The sequence below is a fragment of the Bradyrhizobium sp. CSA207 genome, from assembly GCF_029051685.1.
GTDB lineage: Bacteria > Pseudomonadota > Alphaproteobacteria > Rhizobiales > Xanthobacteraceae > Bradyrhizobium.
The window spans coordinates 210855-228160 of record NZ_JAACFT010000005.1 but is presented as its reverse complement, the minus strand read 5'-3'; the positions used below and the strand labels follow the sequence as shown (position 1 = coordinate 228160).

Here is a 17306-nt window from a genome sequence, read left to right as displayed (position 1 = left end):
TCCGGGCTCGCGACGTCGTCGCGCCCGGAGTGACAGTGTGGCTAAAACCGCCGTGCGCCCATCTTGATCTGCTCCTCGGAGAAGAAGATCTCCTTGGCATGATCGGCGATGTCCTGGGCCTTCCAGCCCGTGTGCGGCGGCTTCCAGCCGTCCATTTCCATCATCCGCATTTCGCGCACGCCACGGGGCCCGGACACGCCCAGCACCTTGCCGGTCTGGTCGCCCGACAAGTCGCTGACCATGTATAGCACGGCCGGCGCGATGCCGTCCGGTCCCAGCGCCGCGCCGGGGTTCTCCTTATAGCGGGGCAGGTCTGCGGTCATGCGGGTTAGCGCGCCGGGAGCCAGGGTCCAGATCCGGATGTTGTATTTGCGGCCCTCGATCGCCAGCACGTTGGACAGGCCCCAGATGCCGCCCTTGGCCGCGCCGTAATTGGTCTGGCCGAAATTGCCGATCAGGCCCGAGGTCGAGGAGGTGTTGACGATGACACCGCCGCCGTTTTCCCGCATCCAGCGAAACACCGGCAGGGTGCAACAAAAAGTGCCTTTGAGATGCACCTTGATCACCTTGTCCCAATCGGACTCGGTCGCCTTGGCAAAGGTCTGGTCGCGCAAGATGCCGGCATTGTTGACGAGGATGTCGGCGCGACCAAAATGCCTGATGGCGTCGTCGAATACCGACTGGCCGCCTTCCATCGTGGAGATGTCGGCGCCGTTGGCAACCGCCTTGCCACCCTCGCCCTTGATCGCATCGACCACTTGCTGCGCCATCGATTTGTCGGCGCCGGAGCCGTCGCGGGGCCCGCCGAGATCGTTGACCACGACGGATGCCCCTTCCCGCGCGAACAGCTTTGCGTAGGCCTCACCGAGCCCACCGCCTGCACCGGTGATCAGCGCGACCTTGCCGTCGAGTAATCCCATGGTGGTCTCTCCCTGTTTGTTGTTTCTTTCTTTACCTCGCCCCGCTTGCAGGGAGAGGTCGAAAGCGAAGCTTTCGGGTGAGGGGGAGTCTCCGCGAATCCAACTGCGACCGAATTCGTGGAGAGAGCCCCTCACCCCACCCTCTCCCCGTAAGAACGGGGCGAGGGAGCCGGCCGCCGGTGCCGTCCTAACCCAGCACCGTCTTGCCGTTCTTGATGACGGTGACGCCGCGCGACTTCACCTTGGCTTCGAACGAGATCACGTTGCCGTCCTTCCAGAGGTCCATGGTCACGGTCTCGCCGGGATAGACCGGCGAGGAGAACCGCGCCACGTGCTGGCGGAAGGCACTCGCATCGTAGTCGGCATAGGTCTGGAGCACGCCGCGGCAGGTGATGCCGTAGGTGCACATGCCGTGCAGGATCGGCCGCGGGAAGCCGGCTTTTTTCGCAAATTCGGGATCGCTGTGCAGCGGGTTGCGGTCCCCGCAGAGGCGGTAGACCAGCGCCTGGTCGGGCCGCGTGGTGATGTCGATGGTCTTGTCGGGCGCGCGCGACGGGATCTTGTGCGGATCGGGCTGGGTCAGGTTCGGTCCGCCAAAACCGCCATCGCCACGGGCGAAGCGCGAGGCGACCAGCGTTGCAAGCTTCTCGCCCTTTTCGTTCTTCAGCACGGTCTGGTGGCTGATCACCACGCCCTTGTCCTTGCCCTTGTCATACACCTCGACCACCGAGGAATCGGCGGTGATGTGGGCGGCGGCCGGCAATGGTTGGTGGAACGTGATGTCGCGCTCGCCGTCGACCACCATGACGCGGTTGAGATTCATCTCGCCCGGCCCCGCGCCCCACGCCGCGACGGAAGCAAAGGTCGGCACCACCTTCAGCGGCCGCGGCGTCAGGGTGCCTTCGTTGACGAAAGCGAGCTCGTTCTCGTCCATCGGATCGGCGCCAAGACCGATGCCGTAGGCGTAGAGCATGACCTCGCGGTCGCTGTAGGCGTATTTCTGGCCCAGGTTTTTCAGGGCTTTGAGCTCGTCGTATCTGGCGGACATTTTGGCTTCCTCCCCGATGTCTTCGGCACCGCCAGTTAGAGTGCCCTCTCCCCTTGTGGGAGAGGGCAGCGAGGACGGTGCGGCAAACTCATTTGGGTGAGGGGTTGCCTCCGCATTGAAAGTCTCTCCGCGGAGCGATACCCCTCATCCGGCGCTTCGCGCCACCTTCTCCCACAGGGGGAGAAGGGAAGAAATCAGACCGGCGTGAAGAACGGCAGCGGCGCGCCGTCGGTCGGCTTGAACACCACCTTCACCTTCTGGCCGATCTTCAGCGTCGTCAGATCGCAGTCGACGAAATTGGTCTGGAGCGACGGGCCCTCTTTCAACGTGACGTAGCCGATCGCGTAGGGACCGGTCGGCGACTTCCGCATCAGGCTGTAGGTATAGATCGTGCCTTCGCCCGAACTCTCTTCCCACACCGTCTTGTCGGAGTAGCAGAACGGACAAATCGCGCGCGGGAAGTAGTGCGCCTCGCCGCAGGTGGTGCAGCGCTTGATCATGAACTTGCCGCGGCTGGCCGCATCCCAGAACGCGGCGGTCTCGGGGTTGGTCACCGGGGCGGGATATTTCTTGGCTTCACTCATCACACGCGCTCCAGAATGGCGGTCGAGGCGGCGTGGCGGACGCCGAGAAGGCCGCCGGTGCCGTGGGCGATGGCGAGGTCGCAGTTCTTGACCTGCACCTTCGGATGCGCCTCGCCGCGCAACTGCCTGACGGCTTCGAGGATCTTGGTCATGCCGCCGCGGTTGACGGGATGGTTGCTGCACAGGCCACCGCCATCGGTATTGAACGGCAGCTTGCCGACGCCCGAAATCAGGTTGCCGTCAGCGACGAACTTGCCGCCCTCGCCTTTCCTGCAGAAGCCGAGGTCCTCGAGCTGCATCAAGACCGTGATGGTGAAGCTGTCGTAGATCGAAGCGTATTTGATGTCCTTCGGCGTGATGCCGGCTTCCTCGAAGGCGCGCGGGCCGGACCAGATGCCGGCGGAGTATGTGAGGTCGAGGTCCTTGCCGCCGCGCGGGCCCTTCATCGCCTCGCCGTGGCCGATCAAACGCACCAAAGGCTTCTTCAAGCTCTTGGCGATCTCGGGCGTCGTCACGATCAGCGCGCCGCCGCCGTCGGAGACGACGCAGCAATCCATGCGATGCAGGGGATCGGAGATCATCGGCGAGTTCAGCACGTCCTCGACCGTGACGACGTCCTTGAGCATCGCATGCGGGTTGTATTGCGCGTGATGGGAGGCTGCGACCTTGATCCAGGCGAGCTGCTCGGACGTGGTGCCATAGTCGTGCATGTGGCGCATGGCACACATGCCGTAGGCATTATGCGTGGTCGCACCGTAAGCGGACTCGAAGTCGGCTTCCGCGCCGGCCGCACGCGGCGGCATCGCCCCAGTGCGCGGCTTGCCCGCGAGCGTGATCAGCGCGATCGAGCATTTTCCCGCGGCAATTGCTTCAGCGGCATGGCCGAGATGGATGATGTAGGAGCAGCCGCCGGTTTCGGTGGAATCGACGTGGCGGAGCTTTTTGGTGTTCAGGCCGAGATAATCCACCATCGGCCAGGCGCCGCCGGGAGCATCGCCCGCGCAGAAATAGCCGTCGACATCGTCCTTGCTGATCCCGGCATCCTCGATCGCGCCCTTGGCGACCTCGGCGTGGAGCTGGGCGGTGGATTTGTCCGGCGCGTGTCGGGTCGGGTGTTCGTAGATGCCGGCAATGTAGGCCTTGCCCTTGATGGTCAAATAAAGTCTCCGCTGGCGTTTGTCGCTTCCAGTTTTTTCTGAACCGCCGCTGCCCTGTTGGCAAGCGCGGAAATATTCCGTCGGGCGAGAGGCAGCAGGTTGGCGCAACTTCCTGTCAGGGAGTGCCACCTGCATCCACGTCGTCATTGCGAGCGTAGCGAAGCAATCCAGGAGTCTTTCCGCGGGTGCATTTCTGGATTGCTTCGCTTCGCTCGCAATGACGCGATCAACGGGGCAAGGTCCTAAAGCTGTTTTGCCCGACGACACAAGCGACTTTCTTTTTTGCGAAAACAACCCCATGCACAGTAGAATGGTGGTTGATTATCAAAGAAGAATCGTAGGGTGGGCAAAGCGAAGCGTGCCCACCTTCTTACGATCCCGGTGAGATGGTGGGCACAGCGCTTCGCGCCTTTGCCCACCCTACGCCGCCGGGCGCACAGCCCTCATCCTGAGGAGCCTGCGAAGCAGGCGTCTCGAAGGATGGCGCCGGGCGAGAGCGGGGCCTTCATGGTTCGAGACGCGCTTCGCGCTCCTCACCATGAGGAGATGAAGTCTACTCCGCCGCGATCTGCCTTGGCGCGGGCGGCGGGCTGGCGAGGTCGGCGGCGAGCTGGGCGTAGCGGGCCTTGGCGTCCGCGACTGCCTTCTCCTTCACCGGGCCGTAGCCGCGGATGCGGTCGGGCAGCGAGAGCAGTTCGACCGCGGTGTCGATCGTGAGCGGCGACAACAGCCCGAGCACGGTGGCGACGTCCTTCTCGTAGCCGGCGATCAGGTCGCGCTCGAGCTTGCGGTCGGCGCTATAGCCGAAGATGTCGAGCGGCGTGCCGCGCAGGAACTTGAACTTCGCCAGCGTGCGGAACACACCGAGCATCCACGGGCCGAAGGCGCGCTTCTTCGGGCGTCCCAGCGCATCGACGCCAGAGGCCAAGATCGGCGGGGCGAGATTGAAGTTGAACTTGAAGTCGCCCTCGAACTGGTCACGGAGCTGCTTTTCGAAGGCGCCGTCGGTGAAGAGCCGCGCGACCTCGTATTCGTCCTTGTAGGCCAGCAGCTTTGCGTAGTTGATCGCGACCGCGCGCGGCAGCGCATCGTCGTAGCCGCCCTTCAACGCCGCATCGCGGACCTGGTCGACCAGCTTGCGATAGCGCCTGGCGAGACGACCGTTCTGATAAGCGGTCAGATGCCTGGTGCGATGCTCGATGACCTCGTCCAACGTCATCGCGTCCAGTGCCTTGGGCGCGACGACCTCGTCCGTCCCCTTCAGCATCTCCGCAAGGCGCGCGGGATCGGCGACCGCGAGACGGCCGAGCCTAAACGCTTCCTTGTTCATCTTGATCGAAACGCCGTTGACCTCGATCGCCTGCTCGATCGCTTCGGCGGACAGCGGCAAGAGGCCCTTCTGATAGGCATAGCCCATCATCATCATGTTGGTGGCGATGCTGTCGCCGAGCAGCTGCTCGGCCGGCTTGGTGAAATCGAAGAACACCGAGTCCTTGTGCAGCGCGGTTTCCAAAAGCCCATTCAGCTTGCGGGTCTGGAAGTTGAAATCGCGGTTGAGGACGAAGTCGGCGGTGGGAATGACGTGGCTGTTGATGATGCCGCGGGTGCGGCTGGTGTCGCAGAGCGAGATGGTGTCCTTGGCGACCGCGACCACCTCGTCGGCGGCGAGCACGACATCGGCCGTGCCGGTGACGATGCGCGAGCAAGTCACCTCCGCCGGATGATCTGACAGGCGGACGTGGCTGAGCACGGCGCCGCCTTTCTGTGCGAGGCCGGACATGTCGAGGATCATCGAGGCCTTGCCCTCGATATGCGCGGCCATGCCGAGCAGCGCGCCGATGGTCAGCACGCCGGTGCCACCGACACCGCCGACCGCGATGTTGTAGGGCTTGTCCAGCGTCGGGCGCGAGGCAGGCTCCGGCAGCGTGCCGATGTCGCTGAGATCGGCCGGCGCGCGGTGGCGCGGCTTGCCGCCATCGACGGTGACGAAGGACGGGCAGAAGCCCTTCACGCAGGAATAGTCCTTGTTGCAGGACGACTGGTTGATGGCGCGCTTGCGGCCGAACTCGGTCTCCAGCGGCTCGACCGAAATGCAGTTCGACTGCACCGAGCAATCGCCGCAGCCTTCGCAGACGGCCGGATTGATCATGACGCGGCGCGCCGGATCCTCCATCAGGCCGCGCTTGCGGCGGCGGCGCTTCTCGGCGGCGCAGGTCTGCACGAAGACGATGGCCGAGGTGCCCTTGAACTCGCGGCACATCTTCATGACGCTGTCGAGTTCGTCGCGGTGATACTTCTTCACGCCGGGCGCGATGGTGTCGGCGGGATAAGCGTCGGGCGCCTCCGAGACCAGGTAGATCTCGCGAATGCCCTCGGCATGGAGTTGGAAGGTGATCTGCTGCGGCGAGAGATCGCCGTCGTGGCGCTGGCCGCCGGTCATGGCGACCGCATCGTTGTAGAGGATCTTGTAGGTGATGTTGGTCTTGGAGGCGACCGCCTGGCGGATAGCCAGAAGCCCGGAATGGAAATAGGTGCCGTCCCCGAGATTGGCGAAGATGTGCTTCTCGTCGGTAAAGGGCGCGATGCCGACCCACGGCACGCCCTCGCCGCCCATATGGGTGAAGGTCTCGGTCGAGCGGTCCATCCACAGCGCCATGAAGTGGCAGCCGATGCCGGCGAGCGCGCGGCTGCCTTCGGGGACCTTGGTCGAGGTGTTGTGGGGGCAGCCGGAGCAGAAATATGGAGTGCGGGACACGGGTGCGACCGCCTGCATCTGGGTCGCCTGGCGGCCGTTGAACCAGTCGGCCTTGACGCGGAGCATCTCCGCGATCTCGGGGTTGAGATTAAGCCGTAGAAGTCGCTCGGTAAGCGAGGTCGCAAGCGAGGCGACGCTGAGCTCGGCCGAGAAGGTCAGGAAGCGCTTGTCGTGCTCGTCCATCTTGCCGACGATGCGCGGGCGGACGTCGTCGCGCCAGTTGAACAGCTCCTGCTTGACCTGGTTCTCGACGATCTCGCGCCGTTCCTCGATGATGAAGATCTCCTCGAGGCCGACGGCGAACTGGCGTACGCCTTCCGGCTCCAGCGGCCAGGGCATGCCGATCTTGTAAAGCCGAAGCCCGATCTTGGCGGCGACCTCCTCGGTGATGCCGAGCTCGCGCAGCGCCTGGCGGACGTCCTCATAGCTCTTGCCGGACGCCATGATGCCGAACCGGGCGTTCGGCGAATCCATGGTGACGCGGTTGACCCTGTTGGCGCGCGCAAAGGCTATCGCGGCAAAGCCCTTGTAGTCCTGGAGGCGGCGGTCCTGGTCGAAACGATCGTCGGGCCAGCGCAGGTTGAGACCGCCGGGCGGCAACTCGAAATCAGGGGGAATGATGAAGGGCTTCATCTCGTCGGAGAGATCAATCTCGGCGGTGGTCTCCACCGTCTCCGTGATCACCTTCATGCCGACCCAGCAGCCGGAGTAGCGCGACATCGCGATGCCGAGCAGGCCCATCTCGATCATCTCGTGGATGCTGGACGGGTAGAGATAGGGCATCAGCGCCGACATGAAGGCGTGGTCGGACTGATGCGGAACGGTGGAGGATTTTGCGCCGTGGTCGTCGCCGGCAAGGCACAGCACGCCGCCGTTCTTCGCGGAGCCCGCCGCATTGCCGTGGCGGAAGACGTCGCCGCAGCGGTCGACGCCGGGGCCTTTGCCGTACCAGATGCCGACCACGCCATCGTATTTGGCGCCGGGCGAGAGGTTGAGCTGCTGCGAACCCCAGACCGCGGTGGCAGCGAGGTCCTCGTTCACGCCGGGCTGGAACTTGATGTTGTACTGCTCGAGATGCTTGCGCGCGGCGAACAGCTGCTGGTCGTAGCCGCCGAGCGGCGAACCGCGGTAGCCGGAGATGAAGCCGGCAGTGTTGAGGCCGTTGGCGCGGTCGCGCCGGATCTGGGCCATGGGCAAACGAACCAGCGCCTGGATGCCCGTGGTGAAGACGTGTCCGGTGTCCTGGGTGTATTTTTGATCGAGACTGATCGGACCCTGGTTGATGCCCATTGTTGTCCTCTTCCGCCCTTTGAGCGTTTGGCTGCCTAAGCCGTTGCCTGCCCGTTGTTTTTAGCTAGGGCGCGCCGACCACCTCCGCCACTCTATGTCGGATATTTCACGTTCCGCATCACAAATCTGCCGCTTCGGCGGCGCCGGGTAAAAATCGCAATTTAGTGCCCGGAAGGTGCCGGCCATTTTCAATTTGTGTCACCATACCCCCGCCACCGCGAAACGACGTGACGCGCACATCATGCGGCTGGGGGCGATTGGCCGCGGGAGAAGGTCGATGATGCGGACGATTCTGGCTGCCGTGCTGTTGTCAGGTGCGGTTGCGAAGGCGGCCATAGCGAGCGAGCCGTCGCCCGAGTTGATCGCCTACGGCAAGATGCTGGTCGAGGCCGGCGACTGCGCGGGCTGCCACACCGCCGATCCCGCCAAACCGTTTGCGGGTGGAAAGCGCATCGACACGCCCTTCGGCGCGATCTATGCGCCGAACCTGACCCCGGACCGCCAGACCGGTATCGGCGGCTGGGCGGATGCCGATTTCACCCGTGCCTTGCGCTACGGCGTGGCGCCTGATGGCTCAAACTACTACCCGGCCTTCCCCTATCCCTACTTCACCAGGATGACGAAGGACGACACGCTGGCGATCCGCGCCTATCTCGGAACGCTCGCACCCGTCGCCAGCCGCAACAAGCCGCCGGATCTGCGCTGGCCGTTCGGTCATCGCGGCCTGATGAGGGCCTGGAACTATTTGTTCTTCAAGCCCGGCCTGTTCGAGCCGGACCAGGACAAGAGTGCGGCGTGGAACAGAGGTGGCTATCTCGTCACCGGGCTCGGCCATTGCGGCGCCTGCCACACGCCGAAGAACTATTTTGGCGCGGACAAGGAGGCGCAAGCGCTGTCCGGCAGCGAGGTCGGCGGCTGGTTTGCGCCGCGGCTCGACGGCGCTGCGCGCAGCGGGCTGAAGTCGTGGAGCGCCGAGGACATCACCGAGTATCTGCAAAGCGGACGCAATGCCAAAAGCCATGCCGGCGGGCTGATGGCGGAGGTGGTCGTGGGCGCGACCTCGAAGATGAGCGATGCCGATGTGCAAGCGATCGCCGTATATCTGAAAAGCCTGCCGCCGGCGCGGCGCGAGCCGACAGTGACGCCGCCCAACGATGCCGAGATGAAGGCAGGCCAGGTCATCTATGCACGGCTCTGCATCGCCTGCCATGAAGCCGATGGCGCCGGTGCGCCGCGGATCTATCCGCCGCTGCCCGCCAACGCGCTGCTGCAATCGATCAACCCATCCTCGACCTTGCGCATCATTCTCGACGGCGCCAGGACCGTAACGACGCCCCGCGCACCCAACACCGGCGAAATGCCGGCCTATGCCAAGCAATTGTCCGACGAGCAGATCGCGGCGGTGACGAACTACATGCGCAATTCCTGGGGCAATGCGGCGCCGCTGGTGACGCCGGCGCAGGTGGCGAAGGCGCGTAAGCAGGAGCCGTAGCGAGGGCCCCTGCCGCCTCCTCTTCGTCATTGCGAGCGCAGCGAAGCAATCCAGAGTCCATCCGCGGAAAGATGCTGGATTGCTTCGCTGCGCTCGCAATGACGAGTGGATAAAGCTGTGCGCGTGTCGACCAGTTCGACTCGCGGAGACTCCCCCTCACCCGGAATTTGCTCACGCAAATTCCGGCCTCTCCCCGCAGGCGGGGAGAGGCGAAAGAAATGCTACCGCTTATCTTCCGTGAACAAGAATTTCGGCATCTCCCATTTGTAGCGGACCGCGAGCAGGCGGAAACTGATGCCGAGGATGAAGGTCAGGATGGTCCAGAGTTCGGCGTTGAGATTGAGGCCGAACGCGGTGGCGTAGAACAGTCCGGTCACCACCGAGACGCTGGCATAGAGCTCGGAGCGAAACAGCAGCGGCACGTCGTTGCAGAGCACGTCGCGCAGCACGCCGCCGGCGCAGCCCGTCACCATGCCCGAGACAATGACGATCGGCAGCGTGGCATCCATCTGCCAGGCGATGTCGCAGCCGGTCATGGTGAAGACGACGAGGCCAATGGCATCGAGCACGATGAATGCGAGGCTCAGCCGATGCACCAGCCGCGCGATCACGATCGTCAGCAGCGCCGCCCCACCCGGCAGAGCGAGGTAGATCGGGTTCGCGACCCAGGCCAGCGGATAGTGCCCGAGAAACAGATCGCGCAGCGTGCCGCCCCCGAGCGCCGTGACGCAGGCGAGAAAACAGACGCCGACATAGTCCATGCTGCGGCGCCCGGCGGCCAGCGCAGCCGTCATCCCTTGCGCCGTCAAGGCGACCAGCGCCAGGACGTGTAGCACGCTATCGCTCGGTGGCACGCTCCACATCGATCTGTTCCCCCATCCCGTGGAACTTACGTCCGCGGTTCCCCAGACGAACAGGTTCCCGATTCCGGGCCCGGGAGCAACATGCGACGAAAGCATAAAGGCCGCGGAACTGAATCTCGCATCCACGGGTTGTCTCTGTCTCATAAGCGAGGAGACCAATCGATGGCCGACGACCGTTTTCCCAACGATCCGTACCGCCCGAACTTCGCCGACGATGAGTATCTCCGTGCGGCACGGCGGGATGCGAACCTTCAGGCCGACCCGGAGCTGGGCGAAGGCCCCGCCTCCAGCGGCAAGGTCGCGCTGTTTGCCGTGGCCGTCGCCCTGGTGCTGGGCGCCGTGTTCTACGGCTTGAACAATACGACCACCAGTAACCAGGCGAGCAATACGCCAGCGTCGCAGACCGCCCAGACCAATCCGGCCAATCCGGCCGCGCGTGACATGACGCCGCGCAACAATACCCAGCCGGGCGTGACCACGGGTGCAGCGCCGAGCAAGCCGGCCCCGGATACGCAGGCGCCGTCGGACGGCGCCAAGTAGCGGCAACAACTGTCATCGCCCGGCTTGACCGGGCGATCCAGTATTCCGAGGCGGTCGAATTTATGTCGAGTGGACGCCGCGTACTGGATGCTCCGCCGGAGCCTGTCATGGGCTCGCCGAGGGCGAGACCCGGTGGCGACGCATGACGTCGAGAGCGAAATAAAGCGGCGGGATGAAAGTCCCGCCGCTTTATTTGCCGCTAGCTGAACATCTTGTTGAGCTCGCCGCCGGGATAGCCGCTGCCGAGTTCGGCGAAAGTCCCCTTCTCCGCCATCTCCTTCGCCGCACGCATGAAGCCGCCCCAGGCGGCGCGCGCGAGCGAACCGCCGACGCTGATCCGGCGCACGCCGAGATCGGCGGCTTCCCGCAACGACAGCCCGGAGCCGCCGATCAGGAGATTGAACGGCTTTGGATGCACCGCCTTCACCACCGCGGCGATATCTTCGCGGCTCTTCAGGCCCGGCGCGTAGAGACAGTCGGCGCCGGCGTCCGCATAGGCGGTGAGCCGATCAATGACGAGCTTGAGGTCGGCGACGCCCCAGAGATACGCCTCGCAGCGGCCGACCAGCAGCGTGCCGCTGTCGCCGATCGCCTTGCGCGCCGCCTTGATGCGTTCGACCGCGAGCGCGCGGTCGTAGATCGGCTTGTGCTTGTCGCCGGTGGAATCCTCGATCGAGAGGCCGGCGACGCCGGTGCGCACCCCGCGCTCGACATTTTCCCTGACCTGATCCGGCTCGACGGCAAAGCCGCCCTCGAAATCGGCGTTCACGGGGATGTCGACGGCCGAGCACAATGCTGCCAGATGCTGACAGACGTCTTCGACGGTGACGTGGTTGTCGGCCTTGCCGATGGTCCAGGCAAAGCCCGCGCTGGATGACGCAAGCGCCTTGAAGCCGAGATGCTGCAACGCCTTGGCGCTGCCGACGTCGAACGGATTGGGCAGGATGAAGCAGCCGCTGTCGTGCATCTTCCTGAACGTCGCGCGCTTGTCCGCGGTCGTGACCTGCATGTTTCTCTCCCTGATTGTTGGCGGCGCAGACATAGGCATGTTGTTTCGCGTGCGCTAGTGCGCATCGTGCACGGCGCGGCTGTCCTTCGGCGCCTGCTCGCGATCGTTCATGCCGTAGTCGCGGATGACGCTGGCGATGCGCAGGCGGTAGTCGGCGAAGATCTGGCCGCGGCCTTTGGCCTGGCTGCGACGATGCTCCATCGTGTTGCGCCAGGCCTCGACCGCCGCCTCGTCGCGCCAGAACGATACCGACAGGATCTTGCCCTTCTCGGTCAGGCTCTCGAAGCGCTCGACCGAGATGAAGCCGTCGATGGTTTGCAGGATCGGCTTCAGGTCGGCTGCGATGTCGAAATAATTCTGGCGGTGTTCCGGCTTCGGCCAGACCTCGAAGATCACGGCGATCATTGGGCGTCTCCTGCTATGCGTGGTTCGCCTACAATACCACTTTGCGCAGGAAGGTGCGCTCCTCTGCGAGGATGAATTTGTGCTCCTCCGCAAAGTGGAAGTTCGCCATGCCTTCCGCGTCCTGCCGCAGCCGCGCGCGATAGACCTCGTAGGCGGCGAGACTCTCGAAACTGATCAGCGCAAAGGCGATGTTGTTTGTGCCCTCATGCGGCATGAAATAGCCGATCAGCTCGCCGCCGCATTTCGGGATAATGGTGAGCCAGCGTTTCGAATATTCCTCGAACTGCGCGCGCTTGAACGGATCGAGCTGGTAGCGGATGAAGACGGTGATGGACATGGTGGGCTCCTATGTTTGCACACCGTCATTGCGCGAAGCATCGCCAAAGCCTGACCCTCACCCTGAGGAGCCGCGCGTGCGCGGCGTCTCGAAGGGCGAGGCCACAGCAGGGGCCATCATCCTTCGAGATGCGCGCAAGGGCGCGCTCCTCAGGATGAGGGTCGGGCAATAAGGATTGCCTCGTCATTCGTTCGCAACGACGACGTGACGGCACGCTACGCGCTTGCCCGACCTCAATGCTTCGGCTATCATCGAAGCATGAAATCAGGACCCGACATCGCCATGGTCGCTTCGCTGGTCGGCGACCCCGCCCGCGCCAACATGCTCACGGCGCTGATGAACGGCCGTGCCCTGACCGCGAGCGAGCTGGCGCAGGAGGCCGGCATCACGCCGCAGACCGCGAGCTCGCATCTGTCCAAGCTCGAGGCCGGTGGCCTCATCGAGCCGGAGAAGCAGGGCCGCCACCGTTACTACCGCCTCACCGATCCCGACGTCGCCGGCGTGCTCGAAGGGCTCGCGGGGCTTGCCGCGCGCACCGGCCACATGCGCGTCCGCACCGGGCCGAAGGATCCGGCGCTGCGGCGTGCGCGGATCTGCTACGACCATCTCGCCGGCGATCTCGGCGTGCAGATGCTCGACTCCTTGCGCGAACGGCGCCTGATCAAGCAGAAGAAGCAGGAGATCGAGCTGACGCCGGACGGCCGGCGTTTCCTGAGCGAGCATTTGCAGATTTCATCCGAGATGCTGAGCCATCCGCGCCGTCCCGTCTGCAAGGCCTGCCTCGACTGGAGCGAGCGGCGCCACCATCTCGCCGGCACGCTGGGTGCGGCGATGATGAATCGCTTCACCGAACTGAAATGGGCCGCCCGCGACGCCACGCCCGGCAGCCGCGTGGTGAATTTTACCCGTACCGGCGAGAAGCAGTTTGCCGCGCTGTTCGGCAACGGGCGAGACTAGCCACGCAAATCGTGTGAGACCACACAATCGCGTGTGAGCGACTCTTCTCGTTGTGGTCGGGCTTGACCCGGCCATCCGCGTCTTTATTTGCGGCTCGCACGTGAATGCGACTGTGTCTCGCAGCGTCAGTTCCAGACAGAGCCCTTCCCATGAATCGCATCCTCACGGCCGCGCTCGCCGCCGCCCTCCTCACCGTCCCGCTCGCATCCCGCGCTGCCGACAGCCCGCAGCGCGAGCCTTACGGCGTCGCACTGGAAGGCTTTGCCTATCCCTATCCCGTGCACCTGCTGCCTGTCGTCAATGACGGCGAACAGCTCGGCATGGCCTATATGGACGTGGCGCCAGCGCAGTCGAACGGCCGCACCGTGGTGCTGCTGCACGGGCGCAATTTTCCGTCGAGCTATTGGGCGCCGGTCATCAAGATGCTGGGCGAAGCCGGCTACCGCGTCGTGGTGCCGGACCAGGTCGGCTTCGGCAAATCCTCCAGGCCGACGGGTGAATTGCATTTCGACACGCTGGCGCGCAACACCATCGCGTTGCTCGATCATCTCAAAATCGACAAGGCCGAGATCGTCGCCCACTCGCTCGGCGGCATGCTCGGGGTGCGCATTGCCCGCGCCTATCCGGAGCGCGTCGCACACCTGGTGCTGACCGCGCCGATCGGGCTCGAGGACTACCAGCTCTACGTGCCGCCGACGCCGACTGAGAAGATCATCGAGGCCGAAGACAAGCTCACGGCCGAAGGCTACCGCAAGCAGCTCCAGACCAATTACGCGATCAAGCTGCCGGGCGAGGCGATCACGCCGTTCATCGACGCCCGCTTCAACATCAAGGGCAGCCCGGACTATCCACGATGGCTGCGCGCGTTCGTCAGCTCCGGACAGATGATCTATCGCGAGCCGGTCGCGCACGAGATCCCACTCCTCGCCGAGCCGACGCTCTTCATCATGGGCGCCGACGACCACAACGCGCCGGGTCGGCCGAATGCGCCGGAGGCGCTGCGCGCAAAAATGGGACAGAATGCCGAGCTCGCGAAGGCGCTGGCTGCGAAGATGCCGAACGCGCGGGCCGAGGTGATCCCGGACACCGGGCATCTCGTCTTCCTGGAGGCGCCGGACAAGTACAGGGAATTGGTGCTCGGCTTTCTCGGCCGCTGACGCCGCTTGCGTGTCGCCTCATGCAGCATGCGGCAGGGTGTTCATGCCGCATTCAGGTCATGATTGGCAGGTTTGGATCGCGACGTATCGGCACGTTATCTCCCCAAATTTAACGTGTCGAATCGTGCCTTTTGATTCATTGTGCGCCGCGAGCGCCAAGCCCCCAAGACTTACCCCCGACACTTACCCCAAAGACTTGCCCCCAAAACTTGCCCCCAAGAACAAGAAGGAAGATCGAATGAAATATCTGTTCGCCGCCGTGATGCTTGCCAGCGCGGTCGTTGGTTTCAGTGAGGCGGCCAGCGCCGCCGAGGGCTGCGGCCCGGGCTGGTACCGTGGCCGCTACGGCAACTGCCGCCCGATGCGCGGTGCGGTCGTCGTGCGCCCGGGCCCGGTGGTGGTCGCGCCGGCCCCCGTTGTCGTCGTGCCGCGCGCGCGCGTCTGCCCCTATGGTTTCCGCTGGTACGCCGGCCGCTGCCGCCCGTTCTGATCTCGTCTTTCGCATTGCGAAATGGCCGCGCGGCTTTGGCTGGCGCGGCCACTTTCTTTTTGCGCGGTCTTTTTTTGAACGTCTCGAAACAGGTCGCCGGCACATTTCCGTAGCGACTTCGAATCAAAACGGGGACCGCAACTGCGATCCCCGTCCAAGCCTCGATCGGCGAGAGTTTACCAGTGGCGGCGATGCCAGCGCCGACGGCGCCAGCCCCAGTGACGGGGATGCCAGCCGCGGCCGCGCCAATGCACCTGCTCGGGTTTCAACTGCGCGGCCGCATCGCTGGTGGTGACAGCGGGATGGGCGTCGGCATCGGGCCGCGGCGTTCCCGACGGGCCACCGACCGGCTGCGGCGACAGCGGCGCGGCCTGCGCGGTCGCGGCGAAGGCGGCGGCGCCTGCCGTCACACCAAATACGAATTTCAAAAAGTTCCGGCGCTCCATGACGTCTTTCCTCTAGGATGGTCGTGCCCGTGATGCGCGCGGAATGTCGCGGTGACGACATGAACCAAAGCTGAATCGCGCCGCGGCGACAAAAAGAGTTGGCATCGGTGTCGGAACGCCCGCCCGTCGCCCGTCCTTTGCACAGAACCAAGACACACTTGAGCAAAGGCATGGAGATGCCACATGGCCGACCTCACTCTCACCACCTTCGACTGGGTTCCCGAAATGCCGCGGGGCTTTGTACGCGACCTTCGCGTGCGCTGGGCGCTCGAAGAGGCCGCCCTGCCCTATCGCGTCGCTAGCGTGCCGTTCGCCAACCGCGGCGCGGACCATTTCGCGCACCAGCCGTTCGGCCAGGTGCCGTGGCTGACCGACGGTGACATCTCGATCTTCGAGAGCGGCGCGATCCTGCTGCATCTGGGCGAGCGCAGCGCGGCGCTGATGCCAGCCGATCCGCGCGGCCGCAGCGAAGCGATGCAATGGGTGTTCGCCGCGCTCAACTCGGTGGAGATGGCCAGCCTGCCGTGGTCGCTCCTGAAGTTCACCGGCGATGCAGGCGACACGCCGGCATGGAAATTTCTGGACGGCTTCCTCAAGCTCCGCCTCAAGCATCTCGAGCCGGTGCTCGCGGTGCGCGAATGGCTGGCGGGGTCCTTCTCCGTCGCCGATATCCTGATGGCGGATGTGCTGCGCCCGGTCGATCGTTTCGACGGGCTGGCAGACCACCCGGCTTGCTGCGACTACGTCGCGCGCGCGACGGCCCGCCCGGCTTTCGCCAAGGCCCACGCCGACCAGATGGCGCATTTCGCTGCGGCGGACGCGGCGCGCACCGGAGCGTGACGCGCCGCACATAATTAGCCCGGCGATAACCCTAGAGTCATGGCCGCCGGAACGAAGCAATTTGCTTCCAACCATCGCAGCGGAAGGTGACACATGGCCCGCATCGAATTCCTTAGAGAGCAACTAGCCCGCGCCGAGCGGCTGGCGAAAGCCATCCTCGACCAGAAAACCGTGGAGCGGCTTCAGGCCTTCGCAGCTGAATGCCGCACGGAGTTACAGGTCCTGACGCGCAGGGCTGCCGCGTGAGACGTGGCAGCGCCAAGTGGCGCGTCACACCAGCTTCATTGGCGCGTCCGCGACCACGCGCAGGTCGATCCTGCTGATCAGTTGAGACCGAAGCGCCTCCGCAGCACCGATGGCGCTTTCGGTTTGCCGCAACGTGCTGACGTTCGATCCAAGCGAGACGATTCCGCCCAGCATCAGAGCGATCGATCCGAGCGCCGCCGTTTGACCAAAGCCGAACACGCCGAGGATCGTCACCAGCAGCAACACAGCGCCACCGCCAATCGCGATCTTGGACGCCAGAATGTATTTCCTGCATCGCTCGGCGATCTCAGCCAGCGCCTCGATCCGCGCTTCGATGTCGGAAATCTCGTCGGTGGGATCGCCTTCGGTCATCGGGTTCAAGAATTTGGGTGCCGCATCATCAACGAACCAAACCGGCGGAGCGGCTATCGTTCGTCCACAGATTCAGCTTCGAAAATCCCGGCCCTGGTCGTTAGGCCCAGGCAAATTCAAGTTGATCCCGGCGCCCCCCAGCCCAACGACCGGATGGCATCAAATTAATCGGAGAACTCAAAGGAACACTCTCGATTCCTCCCGACACCGCGCGGCTAAGGAATTTTATCAGTCCAGAAACCCGGCCACTCTCGTCCCTCAAGATATCCTCTTGAGGCACAAGCACATTCAAAGTACGCGCTCCCAAATTGTCGAGTACGTTGGAAGGATTGGTACCAATTCTAAGCAGAAAGAATTGAACATCGTAGTATGTCTGCTGCCCTACCGAGCGCGAAAGG

Annotated in this window: 18 protein-coding genes; 7 read left to right on the top strand and 11 right to left on the bottom strand. The window is 64.2% G+C overall.

Annotated features, from left to right (window positions below; translation table 11 throughout):
* Nucleotides 1–41 precede the first annotated feature (41 nt).
* The 5 genes from GWG65_RS07465 to GWG65_RS07445 all read right to left on the bottom strand — a co-directional run bounded on the left by GWG65_RS07465 (nt 42) and on the right by GWG65_RS07445 (nt 7754).
* Nucleotides 42–920 carry an SDR family oxidoreductase gene (locus tag GWG65_RS07465; protein WP_275194725.1) on the bottom strand — a complete coding sequence of 293 codons (879 nt, stop codon included), beginning with the start codon at nt 918–920 and terminating at the stop codon, nt 42–44.
* Nucleotides 921–1107: 187 nt separating this feature from the next.
* On the bottom strand, nt 1108–1968 hold the full coding sequence (locus GWG65_RS07460) for a MaoC family dehydratase (RefSeq protein WP_275194724.1): 861 nt from the start codon (nt 1966–1968) through the stop codon (nt 1108–1110).
* Between the two features lie 194 nt (nt 1969–2162).
* Nucleotides 2163–2552 carry an OB-fold domain-containing protein gene (locus GWG65_RS07455; RefSeq protein WP_275194723.1) on the bottom strand — a complete coding sequence of 130 codons (390 nt, stop codon included), beginning with the start codon at nt 2550–2552 and terminating at the stop codon, nt 2163–2165.
* Nucleotides 2552–3709: a thiolase domain-containing protein gene (locus GWG65_RS07450; RefSeq protein WP_275194722.1), complete on the bottom strand. Its 1158-nt coding sequence runs from the start codon at nt 3707–3709 to the stop codon at nt 2552–2554. Before GWG65_RS07450 ends, GWG65_RS07455 begins: the two co-directional genes overlap by 1 nt.
* 553 nt (nt 3710–4262) lie before the next feature.
* Nucleotides 4263–7754 (bottom strand): indolepyruvate ferredoxin oxidoreductase family protein, encoded by a 3492-nt coding sequence (locus GWG65_RS07445; RefSeq protein ID WP_275194721.1) that lies wholly within the window; start codon nt 7752–7754, stop codon nt 4263–4265.
* A 280-nt stretch (nt 7755–8034) separates the two neighbouring features.
* On the opposite strand from GWG65_RS07445, the gene GWG65_RS07440 reads away from it, so the two are divergent.
* On the top strand, nt 8035–9246 hold the full coding sequence (locus GWG65_RS07440; RefSeq protein WP_275194785.1) for a c-type cytochrome: 1212 nt from the start codon (nt 8035–8037) through the stop codon (nt 9244–9246).
* Between the two features lie 221 nt (nt 9247–9467).
* Here GWG65_RS07440 and GWG65_RS07435 read toward each other — a convergent pair whose 3' ends face one another.
* A complete protein-coding gene (locus GWG65_RS07435) occupies nt 9468–10109 on the bottom strand; it encodes a trimeric intracellular cation channel family protein (RefSeq protein ID WP_275194720.1) in 642 nt (213 codons plus the stop codon).
* A 162-nt stretch (nt 10110–10271) separates the two neighbouring features.
* Between GWG65_RS07435 and GWG65_RS07430 the strand changes: the two genes are divergently transcribed.
* Nucleotides 10272–10649 carry a hypothetical protein gene (locus GWG65_RS07430; protein WP_275194719.1) on the top strand — a complete coding sequence of 126 codons (378 nt, stop codon included), beginning with the start codon at nt 10272–10274 and terminating at the stop codon, nt 10647–10649.
* A gap of 199 nt (nt 10650–10848) precedes the next feature.
* On the opposite strand, the gene GWG65_RS07425 is transcribed toward GWG65_RS07430, so the two are convergent.
* From GWG65_RS07425 to GWG65_RS07415, 3 genes are read right to left on the bottom strand one after another with little or no spacing between them, the layout of a single operon-like run.
* Nucleotides 10849–11658 (bottom strand): isocitrate lyase/phosphoenolpyruvate mutase family protein, encoded by an 810-nt coding sequence (locus GWG65_RS07425; RefSeq protein ID WP_275194718.1) that lies wholly within the window; start codon nt 11656–11658, stop codon nt 10849–10851.
* Nucleotides 11659–11712: 54 nt separating this feature from the next.
* Nucleotides 11713–12063: an antibiotic biosynthesis monooxygenase gene (locus tag GWG65_RS07420; RefSeq protein WP_275194717.1), complete on the bottom strand. Its 351-nt coding sequence runs from the start codon at nt 12061–12063 to the stop codon at nt 11713–11715.
* 28 nt (nt 12064–12091) lie between these two features.
* Nucleotides 12092–12400, bottom strand: a complete 309-nt coding sequence (locus GWG65_RS07415) for an NIPSNAP family protein (RefSeq protein WP_275194716.1) — start codon at nt 12398–12400, stop codon at nt 12092–12094.
* 258 nt (nt 12401–12658) lie between these two features.
* On the opposite strand from GWG65_RS07415, the gene GWG65_RS07410 reads away from it, so the two are divergent.
* The 3 genes from GWG65_RS07410 (at nt 12659) to GWG65_RS07400 (ending at nt 15004) form a co-directional block, all read left to right on the top strand.
* Nucleotides 12659–13357, top strand: coding sequence for an ArsR family transcriptional regulator (locus GWG65_RS07410; protein ID WP_275194715.1), 699 nt, complete (start codon nt 12659–12661; stop codon nt 13355–13357).
* A gap of 149 nt (nt 13358–13506) precedes the next feature.
* Nucleotides 13507–14514, top strand: a complete 1008-nt coding sequence (locus GWG65_RS07405) for an alpha/beta hydrolase (protein ID WP_275194714.1) — start codon at nt 13507–13509, stop codon at nt 14512–14514.
* Nucleotides 14515–14752: 238 nt separating this feature from the next.
* The gene (locus GWG65_RS07400) at nt 14753–15004 is read left to right on the top strand and encodes a hypothetical protein (RefSeq protein ID WP_148737809.1); all 252 of its coding nucleotides are present in this window, start codon (nt 14753–14755) and stop codon (nt 15002–15004) included.
* 176 nt (nt 15005–15180) lie between these two features.
* On the opposite strand, the gene GWG65_RS07395 is transcribed toward GWG65_RS07400, so the two are convergent.
* Nucleotides 15181–15450, bottom strand: coding sequence for a twin-arginine translocation signal domain-containing protein (locus tag GWG65_RS07395; RefSeq protein ID WP_275194713.1), 270 nt, complete (start codon nt 15448–15450; stop codon nt 15181–15183).
* Between the two features lie 183 nt (nt 15451–15633).
* On the opposite strand from GWG65_RS07395, the gene GWG65_RS07390 reads away from it, so the two are divergent.
* Together GWG65_RS07390 and GWG65_RS07385 are read left to right on the top strand one after the other, a co-directional pair.
* The gene (locus GWG65_RS07390; RefSeq protein ID WP_275194712.1) at nt 15634–16290 is read left to right on the top strand and encodes a glutathione S-transferase family protein; all 657 of its coding nucleotides are present in this window, start codon (nt 15634–15636) and stop codon (nt 16288–16290) included.
* 93 nt (nt 16291–16383) lie between these two features.
* Nucleotides 16384–16536 (top strand): hypothetical protein, encoded by a 153-nt coding sequence (locus GWG65_RS07385; protein WP_275194711.1) that lies wholly within the window; start codon nt 16384–16386, stop codon nt 16534–16536.
* Nucleotides 16537–16560: 24 nt separating this feature from the next.
* Here the strand turns inward: GWG65_RS07385 and GWG65_RS07380 are convergent, their stop codons facing one another.
* Nucleotides 16561–16908 (bottom strand): hypothetical protein, encoded by a 348-nt coding sequence (locus GWG65_RS07380; protein WP_275194784.1) that lies wholly within the window; start codon nt 16906–16908, stop codon nt 16561–16563.
* Nucleotides 16909–17306: the final 398 nt, after the last annotated feature.